Annotated in this window: 20 protein-coding genes; 16 read left to right on the top strand and 4 right to left on the bottom strand. The window is 34.5% G+C overall.

The genetic code is table 11. From position 1 onward, the window contains the following. Window positions 1–127 precede the first annotated feature (127 nt). The 3 genes from lepA to ACTQZM_RS02425 all read left to right on the top strand — a co-directional run bounded on the left by lepA (window position 128) and on the right by ACTQZM_RS02425 (window position 3175). On the top strand, window positions 128–1966 hold the full coding sequence (lepA, locus tag ACTQZM_RS02435) for a translation elongation factor 4 (protein WP_441652792.1): 1839 nt from the start codon (window positions 128–130) through the stop codon (window positions 1964–1966). Window positions 1967–2036: 70 nt separating this feature from the next. Further along, window positions 2037–2657 carry an NUDIX hydrolase N-terminal domain-containing protein gene (locus tag ACTQZM_RS02430; protein WP_441652791.1) on the top strand — a complete coding sequence of 207 codons (621 nt, stop codon included), beginning with the start codon at window positions 2037–2039 and terminating at the stop codon, window positions 2655–2657. Beyond that, entirely contained in the window at window positions 2657–3175 is a 519-nt protein-coding gene (locus ACTQZM_RS02425) for a GNAT family N-acetyltransferase (RefSeq protein WP_441652790.1), read from the top strand. The genes ACTQZM_RS02430 and ACTQZM_RS02425 overlap by 1 nt, the downstream gene beginning before the upstream one ends. A gap of 41 nt (window positions 3176–3216) precedes the next feature. Here ACTQZM_RS02425 and ACTQZM_RS02420 read toward each other — a convergent pair whose 3' ends face one another. Continuing rightward, window positions 3217–3981, bottom strand: coding sequence for a putative ABC transporter permease (locus ACTQZM_RS02420; protein WP_441652789.1), 765 nt, complete (start codon window positions 3979–3981; stop codon window positions 3217–3219). 210 nt (window positions 3982–4191) lie between these two features. On the opposite strand from ACTQZM_RS02420, the gene ACTQZM_RS02415 reads away from it, so the two are divergent. After that, window positions 4192–4476, top strand: coding sequence for a hypothetical protein (locus ACTQZM_RS02415; protein ID WP_441652788.1), 285 nt, complete (start codon window positions 4192–4194; stop codon window positions 4474–4476). A gap of 53 nt (window positions 4477–4529) precedes the next feature. On the opposite strand, the gene ACTQZM_RS02410 is transcribed toward ACTQZM_RS02415, so the two are convergent. Together ACTQZM_RS02410 and ACTQZM_RS02405 are read right to left on the bottom strand one after the other, a co-directional pair. Further along, entirely contained in the window at window positions 4530–5246 is a 717-nt protein-coding gene (locus ACTQZM_RS02410; RefSeq protein ID WP_441652787.1) for a DUF4811 domain-containing protein, read from the bottom strand. Beyond that, complete coding sequence (locus ACTQZM_RS02405; RefSeq protein WP_441652786.1) at window positions 5246–6712, bottom strand: MDR family MFS transporter; 1467 nt, start codon at window positions 6710–6712, stop codon at window positions 5246–5248. Before ACTQZM_RS02405 ends, ACTQZM_RS02410 begins: the two co-directional genes overlap by 1 nt. Window positions 6713–6918: 206 nt before the next feature. Here ACTQZM_RS02405 and ACTQZM_RS02400 point away from each other — a divergent pair, with 206 nt between their 5' ends. The 5 genes from ACTQZM_RS02400 to cls all read left to right on the top strand — a co-directional run bounded on the left by ACTQZM_RS02400 (window position 6919) and on the right by cls (window position 12279). After that, a complete protein-coding gene (locus ACTQZM_RS02400; protein ID WP_113784098.1) occupies window positions 6919–7392 on the top strand; it encodes a MerR family transcriptional regulator in 474 nt (157 codons plus the stop codon). Between the two features lie 262 nt (window positions 7393–7654). Next, window positions 7655–8380, top strand: coding sequence for a GntR family transcriptional regulator (locus tag ACTQZM_RS02395; RefSeq protein WP_441652785.1), 726 nt, complete (start codon window positions 7655–7657; stop codon window positions 8378–8380). A gap of 113 nt (window positions 8381–8493) precedes the next feature. After that, entirely contained in the window at window positions 8494–9666 is a 1173-nt protein-coding gene (locus ACTQZM_RS02390) for an MFS transporter (RefSeq protein ID WP_441652784.1), read from the top strand. Between the two features lie 4 nt (window positions 9667–9670). Continuing rightward, on the top strand, window positions 9671–10804 hold the full coding sequence (locus tag ACTQZM_RS02385) for a cation diffusion facilitator family transporter (protein WP_441652783.1): 1134 nt from the start codon (window positions 9671–9673) through the stop codon (window positions 10802–10804). Between the two features lie 11 nt (window positions 10805–10815). Next, window positions 10816–12279, top strand: a complete 1464-nt coding sequence (gene cls, locus ACTQZM_RS02380; RefSeq protein WP_441652782.1) for a cardiolipin synthase — start codon at window positions 10816–10818, stop codon at window positions 12277–12279. Here the strand turns inward: cls and ACTQZM_RS02375 are convergent. After that, entirely contained in the window at window positions 12259–12672 is a 414-nt protein-coding gene (locus ACTQZM_RS02375; RefSeq protein WP_441652781.1) for a ribonuclease HI family protein, read from the bottom strand. The genes cls and ACTQZM_RS02375 overlap by 21 nt on opposite strands. A gap of 66 nt (window positions 12673–12738) precedes the next feature. Here ACTQZM_RS02375 and ACTQZM_RS02370 point away from each other — a divergent pair, with 66 nt between their 5' ends. The 7 genes from ACTQZM_RS02370 (at window position 12739) to ACTQZM_RS02340 (ending at window position 18956) form a co-directional block, all read left to right on the top strand. Then, entirely contained in the window at window positions 12739–13137 is a 399-nt protein-coding gene (locus tag ACTQZM_RS02370) for an EbsA family protein (RefSeq protein ID WP_441652780.1), read from the top strand. Window positions 13138–13273: 136 nt separating this feature from the next. Next, window positions 13274–14944 (top strand): formate--tetrahydrofolate ligase, encoded by a 1671-nt coding sequence (locus ACTQZM_RS02365; RefSeq protein ID WP_441652779.1) that lies wholly within the window; start codon window positions 13274–13276, stop codon window positions 14942–14944. 103 nt (window positions 14945–15047) lie between these two features. Beyond that, window positions 15048–15752: a CBS domain-containing protein gene (locus tag ACTQZM_RS02360; protein WP_052844892.1), complete on the top strand. Its 705-nt coding sequence runs from the start codon at window positions 15048–15050 to the stop codon at window positions 15750–15752. Continuing rightward, complete coding sequence (gene lspA / locus ACTQZM_RS02355) at window positions 15752–16210, top strand: signal peptidase II (protein ID WP_047241861.1); 459 nt, start codon at window positions 15752–15754, stop codon at window positions 16208–16210. The genes ACTQZM_RS02360 and lspA overlap by 1 nt, the downstream gene beginning before the upstream one ends. Beyond that, window positions 16207–17124, top strand: coding sequence for an RluA family pseudouridine synthase (locus ACTQZM_RS02350; protein ID WP_441652778.1), 918 nt, complete (start codon window positions 16207–16209; stop codon window positions 17122–17124). Before lspA ends, ACTQZM_RS02350 begins: the two co-directional genes overlap by 4 nt. Window positions 17125–17485: 361 nt before the next feature. Next, on the top strand, window positions 17486–18010 hold the full coding sequence (pyrR, locus tag ACTQZM_RS02345; RefSeq protein ID WP_016252244.1) for a bifunctional pyr operon transcriptional regulator/uracil phosphoribosyltransferase PyrR: 525 nt from the start codon (window positions 17486–17488) through the stop codon (window positions 18008–18010). Between the two features lie 19 nt (window positions 18011–18029). Continuing rightward, window positions 18030–18956, top strand: coding sequence for an aspartate carbamoyltransferase catalytic subunit (locus ACTQZM_RS02340; RefSeq protein ID WP_171301127.1), 927 nt, complete (start codon window positions 18030–18032; stop codon window positions 18954–18956). Window positions 18957–18959 lie beyond the last annotated feature (3 nt).

The following is an 18959-nucleotide window of genomic DNA, read 5'->3' as shown; positions in this document are numbered from 1 at the left end:
ATGCAGTCTAGTACGAATCATTAGGCTGCATGATTTCTTTAACGTGCGTGCATTTTTTTACTATTGCCAAACAGCTAGAATCATTGGTATAATAAAAAGACTGAAAAAAGATGTGAGGAAGAAAAACATGCATACGATTGAAGAAATGAAAAAACGCCAAGAGATGATTCGTAATTTTTCAATCATCGCCCATATCGACCATGGGAAATCTACCTTGGCAGACCGTATTTTAGAAAAAACAAATACTGTATCTTCTCGTGAAATGCAAGATCAGTTGCTTGATTCAATGGATCTTGAACGCGAACGAGGCATTACGATTAAGTTAAATGCTGTTGAATTGAATTATACTGCTAAAGATGGCAAAACATATATTTTTCATTTAATTGACACACCGGGGCATGTCGATTTTACCTATGAAGTATCCCGTAGTTTAGCAGCCTGTGAAGGGGCGGTTTTAGTGGTTGATGCAGCACAGGGGATTGAAGCCCAAACGTTAGCAAATGTTTATCTAGCTATTGATAATGATTTAGAAATATTGCCAGTGATTAATAAGATTGATTTGCCAGCTGCTGATCCAGAGCGTGTCCGTGCTGAAATAGAAGATGTGATCGGCATTGATGCATCTGAAGCAGTATTAGCAAGCGCCAAAGCAGGGATTGGTATTGAAGAAATTTTAGAGCAAATTGTGGAATATGTACCTGCGCCAACTGGGGATATCGAAGCACCATTGAAGGCCTTAATTTTTGACTCAGTTTATGATTCTTATCGCGGGGTTGTATTGAATGTGCGAATTATGGATGGCATGGTTAAACCTGGCGATAAAATCCAATTAATGAGTAATGGTAAAACATTTGAAGTGACTGAAGTAGGTGTCTTTTCTCCAAAGGCCATCCAACGTGATTATTTAATGGTGGGCGATGTAGGTTATATTACTGCTTCAATTAAGACCGTTCAAGATACGCGTGTAGGGGATACGATTACCTTAGCCAATAATCCAGCAAGTGAGCCTTTAGAAGGATATCGCCAAATGAATCCAATGGTTTATTGTGGATTATATCCAATTGATACTTCTCGTTATAATGATTTGCGTGAAGCTTTAGAAAAACTCCAACTAAATGATGCGGCCTTACAATTTGAACCAGAAACTTCTCAAGCTTTAGGTTTTGGTTTTCGTTGTGGTTTCTTAGGTTTATTGCATATGGATGTGGTGCAAGAACGTTTAGAACGAGAATTTAACTTAGAATTAATCACCACCGCACCATCAGTTATTTATAATGTTTATTTAACAGATGGTACGATGATTACAGTAGATAACCCAGCAGATTTTCCAGAACAAGTGAAAATTGATCGTGTAGAAGAGCCGTATGTTAAAGCGCAAATTATGGTACCAAACGATTATGTTGGTGCAGTAATGGAGCTTTCTCAACGAAAACGTGGTGATTTTGTGACGATGGATTATTTAGATGATTATCGGGTAAATGTTGTTTATGAAATTCCGTTATCTGAAATTGTTTTTGATTTCTTTGATAAGTTGAAATCAAGTACAAAAGGTTATGCTTCACTTGATTATGAAATGGCTGGTTATCGTGCAAGTCGTTTGGTTAAGATGGATATCTTATTGAATGGTGAAAAAGTGGATGCGCTAAGCTTTATTGTGCATCGTGAATTTACTTATGAACGTGGTAAATTAATTGTTGAAAAATTGAAGAAATTAATTCCTCGTCAACAATTTGAGGTGCCAATTCAAGCTGCGATTGGTCAAAAAATTGTCGCTCGTACAGATATCAAGGCTTTACGTAAGAATGTCTTAGCTAAATGTTATGGTGGGGATGTTTCACGTAAACGTAAACTGCTTGAAAAACAAAAAGAAGGTAAAAAACGTATGAAACAAATCGGTTCTGTGGAAGTACCTCAAGAAGCATTTATGGCAGTTCTTAAAACAGATGATGAAGATAATAAAAAATAGTAAAGAACATAGGCGATTGGTTATTTCGCCTGTGTTTTTTGCTATCATTTGATAAAAAGAGGTGAAAGAAATGAATCAAGAAGAAAAATGGCTGAAATGGGCGATGGAAATTCAAGCAATTGCCCAAAATGGTTTATGGTATGGTAAAGATGAGTTTGATAAAGAGCGCTATACAAGATTAAGAGAAATAGCTGTAGAAATCTTATCTGAGTATACCGAAGTTTCAAAAGAAAAAGTTTATGACTTATTTTGCACAGAGTTTGGCTATCAAACCCCGAAATTAGATACTAGAGCCGCTATCTTTAAAGATGAAAAAATATTATTAGTTCAGGAAAAGGACGGTCGCTGGTCACTTCCGGGTGGTTGGGTGGATTTTGACTTGTCCATTCGCGAAAATACTGTGAAAGAAGTAAAAGAAGAAGCGGGTCTAGATGTCGAATGTCAAAAATTAATCGCACTTCATGACCGTAAAAAGCATAACTTACCAATCTATCCATACAATATCTGTAAAGTGTTCGTATTATGTAAACTAATTGGGGGTCAATTTAAAGGAAATAGTGAAACCATTGGCTCTCAATACTTTGCTTTAGATGAACTTCCCGAATTATCAGGTGCTAAAAATACGGCAGAACAGATTGCTCTTTGTTTTCAAGCTAAAAATGATCCAAATTGGCAAGTTGTGTTTGATTAATGAATAAGCAAATATCCTTGAGACCTTTGCAGCCTAATGATGAAGAGGCATTATATTTGCTTGTGAGAGATAATAAAGCGGAATTCATTCAGTGGTTAGATTGGGCATCAATGATTCAAAACCGAGCCGACTTTACGCAATTTTTTCACTATTATCAATCTCAGATGAAAGAACACTTAATGGAAGTTCAAGTGATTTGCTACCAAAAGCAAGTTATTGGTATTGTTGAGGCGCATGAAATCAATTATTCGTTGCAATCAGCCTATCTAAGTTATTGGCTAGATCGAAATTTTCAACAAAAAGGGATTATGTCTAAGGCTATTAGTGATTTTTTAACTTATTTGTATTCAAGTAGATCCCTGAAACATTTCTTTTTAGTAATTAATTGTCAAAATACGCGTAGCATCCGTTTAGCACAGAAATTAGGTTTCCATTTAGAAGGATATGCGAGTGAGTTTCAATTTGAGGCGCAATTTTTACCAGATTGCTATTTTTTTCATCTGAATTATCAACCCTAAATAAAAGCGGAGGCGCAAATTTGCAGCCCCCGCTTTTTAGCTTATTTGTTAAAATATCGCAAAATGTCTTTAATGTCTTTTGTACTAGATGCATCTTTCAGTTTTTTGAATTTCATATGTGGGAAGGAATGGAATAGACGTTTTTCTTGGAAATTAAGTTTTGGCATTTCACGTTTCGTTTCATCAAATAATAGATGTGATAATTTCTCAGTATCTTGTCTAAATAAGGTGAATTCTTTGCCAAGCTCTTGTTTTTTGTTTTCCATTCTTTCGTTAATCTCTTTGACCGCCTTTGTAAAGCTAGCAAGATTTGCCAGAGTATAACCAAAATCACAGGATGTAATCGCGATTAAGAGAACAGGAAGAAAGATTGAATATTTTTGATAAGCAATCAATGCCTGATCAAGCATCCAAGGTTGGACAATTTTGACAATAAATACACAACAAATCCCCCAAAATATCGAAACAGGAACAGCAACTCTACCATTGATATTTAAGGGAACATCATTGTAATCCCATAATGATAATGAAAATAATTTTTCAAGTAAGAAACTCGTTACATATTCCAATAAACTGACTAAGATTGCTGAAACCAAAAATAAGACGAAAATATTTTTCTGATAAGGATCGACTAAATAAAGGACGCCTAAAATACCGAAACCATAAATAGGTGTAATCGGACCTAATAAAAATCCACGATACACAAAATGGTGGGCATTTAAAGAACAGTAAATTGTTTCCCAAAGCCAGCCGATAAAAGAATAAGCAAAGAATAATAAAACGACAATAGCAAATATTTCAATCATTCACTAGTACCTCCACTCATTTTTATTTATATTTAACTCTATGATAATACAAAAAATATGAGTTGTATAGATAATATACAATATTATAACAAGATATAAAAAATAAAAATAATAAACATAAGCTAATAAGTAAAGGTTCAGGTTTCCATAGTGATTGATTCATTTAACAGATAACAAATTTTGTGGTAAAATAATCTTGAGAGGGCAGAGATGATTAAAAGGAAGGTGATTCATATGCAATATCCAGTTAACCAATTTTTAGAGTATTCGATTACTAGTGTGAATGAACCAGCTTCTCCTGATGCAGTACGATATTATGAATTGAATGATTTTTCGTTCAATAAAGAAAATAAGGCAAGATGGAATAACGTAGAGCTTATTGATTGTTTTGAGTTAGTGAATCAAGTAGATAATCCAGTACAGCAATCTCCAGATAATTATTTTATACAAATCTTACGTGCGTTACAGCAGAAGAATAAACGGAAAAATTTTTAATTGAAAAGAAACCTTCAAGAATGATGTAGGGAATGCATTCTTGGAGGTTTTGTTTATTTTTCATTTTTTACTTTTTTAATGATTTCAGCGATGGCTTTTGATTGATATTCTTTTTGGAATTTTTCACTTAATTGTTTTTGAGCCACTTCATCCATTTGCGGATTAGTTAGGATTGCTTCTTTCATTTTTTTCATGACATATGCCTGGCCTTCTTTAGCCATTTTTGCTTGATTCTTTTTTACTTGTTCTTCTAGTGATTTTGCTTGTTTGACACTTAAAGTAACCCAAGAAGCAGGTAAGTAAAATTCGTTTGTCTGTTTGATGTATTCATGGTTATTATCCGCGATATTAAACAGAAATCGATAAAAGCTATTTTTATAGACCCATTGTTTTTTCTTATTGGTCAGATAGGCTTTAGTGCCGTCTATAGGTTTAACAACATTTTTTACCTTATCAGTATTTGTTGCTTTGGGTTTCTTTTGTTGCTCATCTGTTCGATAGAGATACACTTTTTCAGTTCCATCACCTAAACCTTGATACAACAAGATTGGCATCTGACTTTGTGCCACGGATGATTGTAATTCGACTTTTTTGGTGATTACTTCTCGTTTCATACCAAAGTGATGGGTGACATTAAGTGTTACTAAAGTTAAAGAAGCAATAAAAATAAAACCAAATACAAAGGACAGTCCGATTTGCCATTTATTACTTGCAAAGACATTACTTATTGCGAAAAGCACGACACTTAAGACTAATAAGATAAGTAGCATTATTTTTCTCCTCCTTGTACATAGTTTTCCTTTTTAGCTAATGTAAAAGTAATTAACCAACCGATGAAGCCAAAGATGACCGCTACTAAGAAAGCTGCGTGATATCCCGAGAGTGTAGCGTTGATAGCTTGATCTTTATAAGCTAGAGGTGTTGCTTCTAATATAGATTTTGTTGGTAAATTATTTTTAGTTACATTTGTTAATACACTAATTAAAATGGCTGTACCAATGGAACTAGCGACTTGTCTAAAAGTATTGTTGACAGCTGTACCATGACTAATTAAGTGGGCAGGTAAAGCATTCATTCCAGAGGTTGTTACTGGCATCATTACCATTGAAATACCAAACATTCGAATGGCGTACAAGACAACTATCACTATGACTGAAGTTTTACTTGTTAAAAAGGCAAAAGGTAAGGTTGCACTAGTTAAAATGAACATACCCGTAATCGCTAATTTTCTTGCGCCGCGTTTGTCGAATATTGCCCCAGTTATTGGCATCATTAAACCCATTACTAAGGCTCCAGGTAACAACATTAGCCCAGAATGAAAGGCGCTCTCCCCACGAATATTTTGAATATATAAAGGTAAGACCATCTCAGCACCAATCATCGCCATGTTGGTAACCCCAGCTAAAACAGCAGCAATTGTAAAGATTTTTGATTTAAATACGCGTAATTCTAAAAATGGATGTTCAATTTTTAATTGGCGTTTAGAAAATAAGAAGATAAAGATGATACCAATAATTAAGAACCCTAATACTTCTTTACTTAGCCAACCTTTATCACCTACACTTGAAAAACCATAAAGTAAACTACCAAAGCCAATGGTAGATAAGATAGCAGATATAGAATCGATTTTAGGATGAGTTAGTTCTATCACATTTTTCATAAAGAATAAGGCTAGTACTAAAACTAAAATAACAATTGGAATAACCATGCCAAACAAATCACGCCATGAATAATGATCAATAATCCAACCTGATAATGTTGGGCCCAATGCTGGAGCTAAGCCGATAACGATTCCGGCCATTCCCATTGCTGATCCACGTTTTTCAGGTGGAAAGATAGTTAACATAATATTTTGCAAAAGTGGCATGGATAACCCGACACCCACGGCTTGGATTAATCTACCTGCCAAGAGTACAGGAAAATTTTGGGCGATAAAACAGATAATTGTTCCTATTAAAAAGGTAGTCATCGCACTGATATATAATTTTTTGGAGCTAAAAGAATTGATTAACCATGCGCTGATTGGAATCATAATACCATTGACTAATAAAAATCCCGTGGTTAACCATTGAACGGTGGAAGCGCTAATATCAAATTCTTTCATTAATGTTGGAAAAGCAGTCGCAAGTAAGGTTTGATTTAACACTGTACAAAAAGTACCTATCAGTAATACGGCTACTAATAAACTGCGGTTATATTTTTTGCCATAGATATCAACTGCAGTAAAATCTTTCATGAAATTCACTCACTTTCTTGAAATTTTCAAAATGACAAAAATTAATATATTCTGAATTCGAAAAATTGTCAACTAACTTGACATTTATGTTGCAGTTTCTAAAATATTAGTTGAGAGGAAAAAGATTAAGAAAATATAATGTAAAATCAAATTTATAAATCATTATTTTAAAATAATATATTTTTTGATTATAATTGGAGGAAAAAATGAGTGATTTTCTGAAACAAATTTTTGCGAATGATAATGTACTGGTGGGAATTAGTGAATTAAGTAAAATGTGCGACCTTTCACCAAGACAGTTGCGATATTGGGAACAGAAAGGATATATTCAGAGTGTAGAAGAAAAAGTGGGAAATCCAGTTGCAAGAAAATATCGTTTATTCATGGTAGTTAAAGTTCAACTAATAAAAAATTATATGGATCAAGGGGATTCTTTAAGTAAAGCAGTAGAAAAGGCGGAACAAAAATTTACTTTAGTCCGTTCCTTTCGACAACTATTTAAACAAGGGAACATTCAACTGAAAGTATTAGATGATAATGTTGTTTTTATTATTTTTGGGCCGATGGAAAATGAAGAAAAGTATTTTGTTGTGAAATTTGACCAAAGTAGTAATCAATTAACAACTTTTCTTACTTACGATACATCGGATGAAAGCTTGAAAAAATTTTTGAAATCATAACAAAAAGCTATCTATACAAAACTAACTTCATGTCATATTTATGGAGTGCTGGTTTATTTTTTAGTATTTTTTGCTAGATTTTTATGCTTAATTTAGTATAATGATATCGAAGAGTGAATGTTTTGATGTTCTTTTAATATTGTTTACCTATAAAGTTACATGTTTACCTATAAAGTTACGGATGTTGTTTATTGGACGCTTTGTGCTTTCTTGAAAGACATCATATTTACTACTTGATTTTTGTAAAGGAGGGATCAGTAGGATGTCTAGATCAGGTTACTATCATGAGGTAGCTGAGGATTTAATCAGTCGAATTGAAGATGGTGAGTTCATGCCTGGTGATCCTCTTCCAAAGCAAGTTGAATTAGCCTCTTCTTATCAAACAAGTCGTTTAACGATTCAAAAAGCTATTCAAATATTAATTACGGATGGCTATGTTTATGTAAAAAAAGGGAATGGGACTTTTGTTAAGACTGAAAATAAACAATCTTCCATTATGCAATCTAATATTAATGAATGCATCGGATTAACGGCTAAGTTTAAAGACATTATGGATATTAATAGTAAGGTTATTTCTTTTCATGTCAGGCAAGCCGATGAGGATGAGTGTGAAAAATTAGAATTGCCTGAGGGGAGCCGCGTCTATGACATTATTAGATTAAGATATTTGAATGCACAACCTTTTAGATTAGAATACATTATTATGCCGGTAAATATAGTTAAAAACCTAGATCAATCAGTGGTTGAGCAATCGTTATATGATTATATTTCGAATTCTTTATCACTTAAGATTGGTTCTGCCTTACGTAAAATAAAAGCCGATCGTTCTGACCAATATGATCATGATTTTTTAGATTGTCAAGAGGCTGATCCCGTATTAGAAGTCGAACAGGTCGTAAGTTTAAAAGATGGACGACCTTTTGAATTTTCACAATTAAGATATCGATATGATAAAGGACAATTAATTTCTAATCATGTCATTGAATAATAGCTGTTCACAATGGATTTTCGTGAATCAGCTATTTCTTTTTTTGTTTTTACTGTTCAATATTTCTGTCATTTAGTAATATATAAGAGAATATAGCGTAGGGAGATGATTAGTTGAATAAAAAGAATGTAATGTTGATTATTGCAATTAGTAATTTATTTTTTATTTTTACTGGGGTAGGATTAGTTATTCCAGTGATGCCTTTATTGATGGAGGATATGCATTTTAATGGGGCAATTATGGGCATGATGTTGTCTGTATTTTCAATCACTCAATTGCTTGCATCACCGATTATGGGCTATTTATCTGACAAGCTTGGTCGTAAAAAGATGATTGTACTAGGTATGTTGTTATTTGCCATTTCAGAATTTATTTTTGGATTTGCCAATGATAAATACATTTTTTATCTATCCCGTGGTCTAGGCGGTGTGGCTGCGGCTTTACTAATGCCTGCGGTTACTGCATTTGTTGCTGATATGACAACGATTGAGCAACGACCTAAAGCGATGGGGTATGTTTCTGCGGCAATCAGTGGCGGATTTATTATTGGTCCCGGAATTGGTGGGGTGCTAGCAAGTCTGGGTCATCGTGTGCCATTCTTTGCGGCGGGGATTATTGCAATTATTGGCTGTCTTTTAACACAAAGTATTTTGATTGAACCACAGCATGATATTCAATTCAAAAAGTCTTCTCAAAATACAAATGCTAAAGAAATTGTGCGAGAGTTTCTCACTAAGCCAGGAGTTTTATTTATTTTTATCATTATATTTATTTCCTCCTTTGGCTTACAAGCTTTTGAAAGTATTTATACAATTATGACAACGATTATTTTTGGCTTTAATCCTGCGCAAATTGCTGTTATAATTACAGTAAGTGGCATTCTCGCATTATTTTTCCAATTATTTTTATTTGATCATATTATTCGAAAAATTTCAGAGATTGGTTTAATTCAAATTACCTTTTTTGTAAGTGCAATTTTTATTTTTATCATTGCTTTTACAAAAAACTCAACCATATTTGTTATCGCGACTTTTGTGGTCTTTTTAGCATTTGATTTATTCAGACCTGCAGTGACGACTTATCTATCAAAAATCGCTGGTGAAAATCAAGGAACGATTAATGGCTTAAATTCGACATTTACAAGTTTTGGGAATACTATCGGTCCTGTAGCTTCTGGTGCGTTATTTGATATAAACCAACATTTTCCATATTATATTTCTGCTAGCATATTATTAATTACTGGTATTTTATCTTTATTTATTCGTAAATCACAAAGTAGAGAGTAGGCATATGATGAAACTGTGTGAAAATATTGGACAAAAATACAACCGCAATCAAATTGGAATATTAGCTGGTATTTTAGGTTTAATCAGTAATTTTGTCCTTTTTATCGGAAAGTTTTTGATAGGGGTTTTTGCGCATTCGGTTTCTATTATGGCAGATGCAATTAATAGTTTATCGGATACTATTTCTTCTCTATTAACTTTAGTTGGTTTTAAAATAGCTGGCAAACCGGCAGATAAAGAGCATCCATATGGGCATGAACGTTTTGAATATGTGAGTGGTTTGATTGTTTCGATATTAGTTTTATTTGTAGGCTTTAAGTTTTTGGAAAGTTCAGTCCAAAAAATCATTCATCCGGTCGCTATTAAGCTATCACCGATTGTTTTTTTTGTTTTAGTGCTTTCCATAGTGATTAAAATCCTGCAAGTATTGATGTACCGTTATTTTGGAAAAATGATTAAGTCCAATGCATTAATGGTAACCAGTCAAGATAGTTTAAATGATGTTTATACGACCTTGATAGTGTTAATCTCAGCAGCTGTTCAATGGGTAACTTCTTGGCGGATAGATGGTTATTTTGGTTTTGCTTTAGCCATTTATATTCTTTATTCTGGCTACCAAATGATTACGGAATTTATGGATGTGTTGTTGGGGAGTCGACCAAAACAAGAAGAAATCGAAAAAATGGAGCAGTGTTTGCAATCATGTGAGGATATTGTAGGGTTTCACGATTTACTCGTTCATTCTTACGGGCCTAAAAATCGTTTTGCTTCTGTTCATATAGAGGTAGATGAAAAATTATCTTTGAATCAAGCACATGATATTATTGATGGCATTGAGCGTACATTTAAAGATGAGTTAGATGTGGAACTCGTTTGTCATCTCGATCCAGTGCCAATTGATAATCAAACCCATATTCGTTTACGACAACTGATTAAAAATGAATTAGCTGAGATTGATGGGCAACTGAAAATGCACGACCTACGCTTGGAAAAAGATCGGATTTGTTTTGATTTAGTGATTCCTCTAAATTTTCCTTTTACAGATGAGTTTTTAGCAGCGATACTTACCCAAAAACTAAATCGTGAATTTCCAAATCATCAAGTAGAAATCATTTTTGACCATAATTATTTACTTTAAGGAGGCAGAAAATGTTTGCCAAAGAGTTTGATATTCTTTATCAAGTTTTGGTGTTTTTTATTACGATTAATACAATTGGGGCCTTTATTACCATTTTCAGAAAGCCGCGTTCCATTGCTAGTATCTTTGCTTGGATGATGACTTTAGTATTTATTCCAGGATTTGGATTCTTACTTTATTTGTTTTGCGGCCGGGGAATTGATGGGGAGATTGTTTATAAGTACACGGAAAAATATCAAGGCAGAATTACAGAAATTAATCGTTCCATTCAGGAATATAATTTACAATATCATCAAACGGTTAAAACCCCTGAATCTAATCTTTTAAAAAACTATTTTCGAAATACAGAGGAATCACCACTTTCAAAAGGAAATGATATCGAATTCTATACGGATGGTTCTACTAAGTTTGAATACTTATTTAAAGATATCAGGCAAGCGAAACACCATATTCATATTGAGTATTACGCCATTTTTAAAGATCAGATAGGTACCCAATTAAGAGACTTATTGGTTTCAAAGGCCAAAGAGGGGATTGAGGTACGCTTGATTTTTGATCCTTGGGGTGGCAATGTAAATATGCGTTTTTTCAAGCCATTAATTGATGCAGGTGGCCAAGTGGTTCCATTTATCACTTCGCGCAACTTAATTAAAAAAACGCGTTTAAATTATCACTTACACCGCAAAATTGTGGTTATTGATAGTGTGATTGGCTGGACGGGTGGTTTCAATGTTGGTGATCAATACCTAGGTAAGAGTAAAAAATTTGGACCATGGCGTGATACCCATGGCAGAATTTTCGGCACAGCTGTTTTTACTTTACAAGAAATATTTATTCGAGATTGGAATGCTTCAGCCATTAAAAAGGCCAATAAAATGGATTATGTAGATGAGTATTTCCAGTTGCCGACTTATGATTCAAAACGCAATATCAGTATGCAAATCGTGGCAGATGGTCCAGAAAACTTTGAGGAAATCTTACATGGTGGTTTTATTAAGATGATTTTAGCGGCTGAAAAACGTGTTTGGCTGCAGTCCCCATACTTGATTCCGGACGATACGATGATTAATGCTTTATTGATTGCTGTAAGATCAGGAATTGATGTCCGGATTATGATTCCAAGCATGCCTGATCATCCATTTATTTATCGGGCAACGCAATATTATGCTAATTATCTAACCAAAAGAGGCGTTAAAGTCTATTTATATCAAGAAGGTTTTATTCATGCTAAGACGGTTATTATGGATGATACGATTGCGAGCTTCGGTACAACGAACCAGGATATTCGCTCTTATTCTTTAAATTTTGAAGTCAGTGCTTTTGTTTATAATCGGGAAGTGGTTGACACTTTGGCTGGCCATTTTGAAGATGATATGACGCGCTGTATCTTATTAACGAATGAAATGATAGCTGATCAATCCTATTGGTTACGATTTAAGCAGAGTTTTTCTCGTTTACTTTCGCCGATTCTTTAGTGCTTTTTTTAAGCCTTGGCGCGCAAGATTGTCCGCGCCTTTATTTTGACTATCGCTAATCCAATGAAAAAAGACAAATTGGAAGGTTGTCAGTTTTTCGTTAATGAGTGTTAAATATTTACTAAATTTTTCATTACGCGTGTAGTTTTTTTCTAAAGTTTGGACTACAATTTTACTATCTGAGTAAATATTGATAAATTTATCTTGAAAGTGATGTTTGCAACATTCTTCTAGCGCGTAAAGGACTGCTTGGAATTCTAATTCATGATTGTCAAAGTCGCCTTGGATAGGGATGGCAATTTGTTGATAGAATTCTTTTTCACTTAGGACAATCCCAATTCCACCATAAGGCGTTTGTGGTTTACTTGCAGCATCAACATATACTTTTAACATATTTATCGCTCGTTTCTAATTAAAATGAAGTACTATAAATTTTAAAGGAAAAATAAGGAAGAATCAATGAAGAAACAAAAGATTTTTTGGCAACCAGAACTGTCACAAATGATTATTTTTTGGTCTGTAGCCTTGGGAATAATATTTTATGGCTTGATATTAGCGCTAGAAAACACAGCGCCTTATTTAACGAGTAATCTTGTCATGGGACTAGGAATCATTTTATTCTTTTCTGGTTTTCATCGTTACATGATTATTGATACAAACAAGCTAACTATCTATTATGCACGTATTTGGAAGAGAAAAGAAATCGACTTATCTGCTATTTCTAATTGTCAAATCAATCAGCGTAAAGTGGTTTTAAAAGGTGATTTTGGCACATTTGAATGTCAAATTTCAGTTAAAAATCAACAAAAGCTATTAAAACAATTAAATACTGAGGTAATGACAGCTGATGGGGATTAAACTTAAGCTGTCATCTTTTTTTGATATAAATCCGAACGTTTTAACAAAAATTATTTGTTTTGTTCAATTTATTTGCTGATATTTTTCATAAAATCGTCTATAATATTCATGAAAATATTTTTAAAGGAGAAATAAAGTGAAAACTGATATCGAAATTGCTCAAGCTGCGACACTAAAACCTATTGTTGAAATTGCGGAAAGAATTGGTTTAACCTTTGATGATTTAGAACTTTATGGGAAATATAAAGCGAAAATTGATTATCAAACCATTGAAAAAGTAAAGCAAAATAAAGATGGAAAATTAATTTTAGTAACAGCAATTAATCCAACGCCGGCTGGTGAAGGCAAATCAACTGTAACAATTGGTTTAGCAGATGGTTTAAATCAGATTGGCAAAAAGGCGATGATTGCTTTGCGTGAGCCTTCTTTAGGACCTGTGATGGGGGTAAAAGGCGGGGCTGCAGGTGGTGGATATGCCCAAGTGTTACCAATGGAGGAAATCAATTTACATTTTACAGGTGATATGCACGCCATTACAACTGCCAATAATGCTCTTTCAGCTTTTATTGATAATCACATTCATCAAGGAAATGAGTTGAATATTGATAGCAGAAGAGTGATTTGGAAACGAGCAGTCGATTTAAATGATCGTGCTTTACGTGAGGTGGTCGTTGGTCTAGGTGGTCCAGTTCAAGGTGTGCCACGCCAAGATGGATTTGATATCACGGTAGCAAGTGAAATCATGGCTATTTTATGTTTAGCAACTGATTTACAAGATTTAAAAACAAGACTTGCCAATATCGTGATTGGTTATACTTATCAACGTAAAGCGGTCACTGTGGCTGATTTAAAAGTTGAAGGGGCCTTAACTTTATTGTTAAAAGATGCTTTAAAACCGAATTTAGTGCAAACAATTGAAGGCACCCCAGCGTTTGTTCATGGTGGACCTTTTGCAAATATTGCCCATGGCTGTAATAGTGTTCTGGCAACTCAAACTGCGTTAAAATTAGCTGATTATGTCGTAACTGAAGCTGGATTTGGTGCTGATTTAGGAGCAGAAAAATTCTTAGATATCAAAGTTCCCCACTTATCCAAAGCACCAGATGCGATTGTAGTTGTCGCAACAATTCGAGCACTAAAGATGCACGGCGGTCTTGATAAAACTGCTTTAACTGAAGAAAATGTTGATGCGGTAATCAAGGGGTTTGCGAATTTAAAACAACATATTCAAAACATGCAACAATATCAAATTCCAGTTGTCGTTGCCATCAATGAATTTGTGACGGATACCCAAAAAGAATTTGAAACTTTAGAAAAACTTTGTCAAGAAATGGATGTTAACATTGCAAGAGCTAGTGTTTGGGCCGATGGTGGTAAAGGTGGCCGTGCATTAGCGCAAGTCCTTGTTGATACAATCGATATGCAGCCATCGAACTATCAAAGACTTTATCAAGATGAGCAATCAATTGAAGAAAAATGTTTAGCGATTGTTCAAAAGATTTATCATGGAAAACAAGTAACGTTCTCGAAAAAAGCCTTAAATCAATTGGCTACATTCAAAAAAGAAGGATGGGATAAATTGCCGGTTTGTATGGCAAAAACCCAATATTCATTTTCAGATGATCCAAGTAAATTGGGTGCACCGCAAGACTTTGAAATTCATATTCGCGAATTTGTACCTAAATTAGGCACTGGTTTTATTGTGGCATTAACAGGTGATGTAATGACGATGCCGGGATTACCTAAGAAACCAGCAGCTTTAAACATGGATGTTGATGAAAAAGGCAATGCAATAGGTTTATTTTAATTACTAGAGTGATTTGGTGTAATAACTGAATCACTCTTTCTATTTATTTCCAAGCCAATATTTGATATGATATAGTTTGTTGACATAGATGGGGGGGAATGATTTGGAAGCGGCTGAAATCTTTTTGTCAAGTTTTAATCGGATAGAAAAATATTTACAAAATAGTTTCAAACTTGATAAGTCAATCGGTTTTACCAATTTGGTGCGTAAGGCTCGTGCAAATGGTGATGCCACGATTGCTAAATATGAGGATGATCTAATTCAGATTGCGCAGTTAAGAAATGCGATTGTACATGAAAGCATCGCCCCGGATTTTATTATTGCCCAGCCGAATCAGTGGATTGTCGATCGGATTTTGACTATTGAAAAACAGCTCTATCATCCCAAAAAAGTGGGCGATGTCTTTTGTAAGAAGGTTGTGTCTTTTGAACAAGGGACGCCTTTGTTAGAACTATTAAAAATTGCAAGCCATAAAAAATATTCGCAATTTCCGTTACACAATCAAGGGAAATTCGTTGGGGTGATTACATTAAGAATGTTGGGCTATTGGTTTAGTCAGTATCTCACTGAAGCCAATGATACGCCTATCGAGCAATTAAAAGCGAAAGATATCCTAACAATTGAAGGAAAAAAAGCCAATTATCAATTTGTGGGTGAACAAACTTTGGTAGCTGATGTGTTAAAAATTTTTCATCAATATCCACAATTAGAAGTGATTTTTGTAAGTGCAAAAGGAAAGGAAGAATTACCAATTACGGGTGTGATTCGTCCTAGAGATTTAATTAAGTTAGAAGAGAGTGAAAATTAGTGTATATTTATTATTTATTGGCGATCTTGTTTGCCATCTTGGATCAACTAGTCAAATTGGCGGTGGTCAAACAAATTCCATTGGGTGATGAAGTGAATGTCATTCCTGGTATTTTATCTTTCTTTCATATTCGCAATACAGGTGCTGCATGGAGTATGCTAGAAGGTCAAATGTGGTTTTTCACTGTGATCACATTGTTAGCCATTGTTGCTGTCAGTTACTTACTTTCTAAATATGGGAAAACAAATGGTTGGTTGTTTTCGTTAAGCTTAAGTATGATTTTAGGCGGTACATTTGGTAATTATTTTGATCGCATGCGCTTAGGTTATGTTGTAGATATGTTTAAACTTGATTTTATCAACTTTCCGATATTTAATATAGCGGATATTGAGTTAACTGTTGGCGTAGTGATTATGTTTATTTATATTATTTTTGAGGAGCGTTTCAAACATCAATGAGTGAAAAATTAACTGTAACAATAAACAATCAAAAAGGACGTTTAGATAAATTATTAACGGAACAATTAGCTGATTATTCAAGATCACAAATTCAGTCTTGGCTAAAAGATGGCTTAGTCTTTTCAATCACTGCGCAACAAGTTGTCAAAGCTAATTATAAAGTGAAGGGCACAGAAACTTTTGAAATTCAAATACCTGAGGTGCAAGAATTAGAAATATTACCTGAAGATATTCCCTTAGAGATTGTCTATGAAGATAAAGATGTGGCTGTTGTGAATAAACCTCAAGGAATGGTGGTTCATCCTTCTGCCGGACATCCTAATCATACATTGGTGAATGCTTTACTTTATCATTTGAAAGATTTATCTTCTATTAATGGTGTGATTCGTCCAGGGATTGTTCATCGCATAGATAAAGACACCTCGGGATTGTTAATGATTGCTAAAAATGATGTGGCTCATGAAAGTTTAGCCAAACAATTAAAAGACAAAACTTCTTTACGTAAATATGTCGCTCTAGTGCATGGCGTGATTCCTCATGAGAAGGGAACGATTAATGCACCGATTGGGAGAAGTAAGCAAGACCGCAAAAAACAAGCAGTGGTGGAAGATGGTAAGGATGCAGTGACGCATTTTACTGTTTTGGAACGCTTTAATCAGTTTACTTTAATTGAATGTAAATTAGAAACAGGGAGAACCCATCAAATCAGAGTCCATATGCAATATATTGGCTATCCATTAGCAGGCGATCCGGTTTATGGTCCGAAAAAAACACTAAAAGGTTACGGCCAATTTTTACATGCACGTGATTTAGGTTTTGAACATCCAACGACAGGAGAGTGGCTAGCATTTTCTTGTCCGCTTCCAGAAGTTTTTTCAACTACTTTAGAAAAACTGCGAAAAGAAGATGTATAAATCAAAGAGCACTCAATATATGGGTGCTTTTTTATTTTATTAGTAGTTTTGAAATATATTTTTAAGATAAACTGTTTTACTTGAAAATATATGTAAATTTTCACGAAAATAGATTGCTTTTAATCGTAATTGCGCGTATATTGATTGTAATAAGAAATATTAGTCCTTTAAGTTTAGTCCCGTGAGGCTAAGAAGGAAGCAATCAAAATAAATATCTAGCTAATATTCTATCCATTTTTGAATATTGGCGCCTTTGTTGTAGATAATTTTGTGAGCTTCACTCCGACCTCGCGCAGGTGGGAGTTTTTTTGTTGTTAACGGAAGGCAAAAATAAAGGATGAGACATTTTGGAGGGATATTTATGTCAGCAAAAGAAGTCATTGATTCAGTTACAATGAAACGAGCAATTACACGAATGACCTATGAGATGATTGAACGTAACCGAGGATTGGAAGATTTGGTATTAGTTGGAATTAAAACAAGAGGTATCTATATCGCCCAACGCATCGCCCAACGTTTAAAACAGATTGAAGAAATCGAAGTGCCGGTTGGGGAATTAGATATCACTTCCTATCGCGATGATCAAAAAAAGCATTCATCTGAAAAGCAAGAATCCGTAATGCCGGTATCACTTGAAGGTAAAGAAGTCATTTTAGTAGATGATGTTTTATATACTGGACGTACCATTCGCGCTGCCTTGGATGCAGTGATGGATTATGGTCGACCAAATCGCATTGGTTTAGCTGTATTGGTAGACAGAGGACATCGAGAATTGCCGATTCGTGCAGATTATGTCGGAAAAAACATTCCAACTTCATCAGACGAAGAAATTATTGTTGAAATGGAAGAAATTGACAAGCAAGATAGAATCTTAATCAATAAATAAATGATGAAGGAGTAGGCAAATGATCATTCAATCACAGGCAATCAGTTTAAAGCACTTATTAACAGTTGAAAGTTTAAGTGAAGCAGAAGTTTTAGGATTAATTAAACGTGCGAGTGAATTTAAAGCGGGTGCCAAGTGTGTATTACCTAAAGAAAAATATTTTGTGGCCAACCTATTTTTTGAAAACAGCACGCGAACGCATAAAAGTTTTGAAGTGGCCGAGAAAAAATTAGGCTTAGAAGTGATTGAATTTGATGCTTCTACTTCATCAGTACAAAAAGGTGAAACGTTATATGATACCGTCTTGACAATGTCGGCGATTGGTGTGGATGCTGTGGTCATTCGTCATAGTGCGGAACATTATTATAATGAATTAGTAGAAAGTAAGACAATCCAATGTAGTGTGATTAATGGTGGGGATGGTAGTGGCCAACATCCTACGCAATGTCTATTAGATTTAATGACGATTTATCAAGAATTTGGCTATTTCGAAGGTTTGAAAGTAGCAATAGTTGGGGATTTAACCCATTCACGTGTTGCAAAATCAAATATGCAAATGCTGAAACGATTAGGGGCACAAGTTTACTTCTCTGGTCCGCTTGAATGGTATGATGAATCCTTTGAAGTATATGGAAAGTATCTTGCAATTGATGAGTTAGTCGATAAAGTGGATGTGATGATGATGCTGCGGGTACAACATGAGCGTCACGTGGGAAATCAGCAATTTTCTAAAGAGCAATATCACAAAACTTATGGATTGACCCTTGAACGTGCGAAGAGAATGTTACCTCATGCGATTATCATGCATCCTGCACCGGTGAATCGTGATGTAGAACTGGCAGATAGCTTGGTGGAAGGGTTACAATCAAGAATTGTGCAACAGATGACTAATGGCGTGTATATTCGCATGGCGGTTTTAGAAGCAATATTAAATGGAAAGGCGTAAGGA

The sequence above is a fragment of the Enterococcus cecorum genome (assembly GCF_052119425.1).
Classification (GTDB): Bacteria; Bacillota; Bacilli; order Lactobacillales; family Enterococcaceae; genus Enterococcus_E; species Enterococcus_E cecorum_C.
Note: the sequence above shows the minus strand (reverse complement) of the source record. Positions and strands in the feature narration are given on the sequence as shown.

Coding starts and splice junctions, on each gene's coding strand:
- lepA (WP_441652792.1), top strand. CDS start 128: ATGCATACGATTGAAGAAATGAAAAAACGCCAAGAGATGATTCGTAAT.
- ACTQZM_RS02430 (WP_441652791.1), top strand. CDS start 2,037: ATGAATCAAGAAGAAAAATGGCTGAAATGGGCGATGGAAATTCAAGCA.
- ACTQZM_RS02425 (WP_441652790.1), top strand. CDS start 2,657: ATGAATAAGCAAATATCCTTGAGACCTTTGCAGCCTAATGATGAAGAG.
- ACTQZM_RS02420 (WP_441652789.1), bottom strand. CDS start 3,981: ATGATTGAAATATTTGCTATTGTCGTTTTATTATTCTTTGCTTATTCT.
- ACTQZM_RS02415 (WP_441652788.1), top strand. CDS start 4,192: ATGATTAAAAGGAAGGTGATTCATATGCAATATCCAGTTAACCAATTT.
- ACTQZM_RS02410 (WP_441652787.1), bottom strand. CDS start 5,246: ATGCTACTTATCTTATTAGTCTTAAGTGTCGTGCTTTTCGCAATAAGT.
- ACTQZM_RS02405 (WP_441652786.1), bottom strand. CDS start 6,712: ATGAAAGATTTTACTGCAGTTGATATCTATGGCAAAAAATATAACCGC.
- ACTQZM_RS02400 (WP_113784098.1), top strand. CDS start 6,919: ATGAGTGATTTTCTGAAACAAATTTTTGCGAATGATAATGTACTGGTG.
- ACTQZM_RS02395 (WP_441652785.1), top strand. CDS start 7,655: ATGTCTAGATCAGGTTACTATCATGAGGTAGCTGAGGATTTAATCAGT.
- ACTQZM_RS02385 (WP_441652783.1), top strand. CDS start 9,671: ATGATGAAACTGTGTGAAAATATTGGACAAAAATACAACCGCAATCAA.
- cls (WP_441652782.1), top strand. CDS start 10,816: ATGTTTGCCAAAGAGTTTGATATTCTTTATCAAGTTTTGGTGTTTTTT.
- ACTQZM_RS02375 (WP_441652781.1), bottom strand. CDS start 12,672: ATGTTAAAAGTATATGTTGATGCTGCAAGTAAACCACAAACGCCTTAT.
- ACTQZM_RS02370 (WP_441652780.1), top strand. CDS start 12,739: ATGAAGAAACAAAAGATTTTTTGGCAACCAGAACTGTCACAAATGATT.
- ACTQZM_RS02350 (WP_441652778.1), top strand. CDS start 16,207: ATGAGTGAAAAATTAACTGTAACAATAAACAATCAAAAAGGACGTTTA.
- pyrR (WP_016252244.1), top strand. CDS start 17,486: ATGTCAGCAAAAGAAGTCATTGATTCAGTTACAATGAAACGAGCAATT.
- ACTQZM_RS02340 (WP_171301127.1), top strand. CDS start 18,030: ATGATCATTCAATCACAGGCAATCAGTTTAAAGCACTTATTAACAGTT.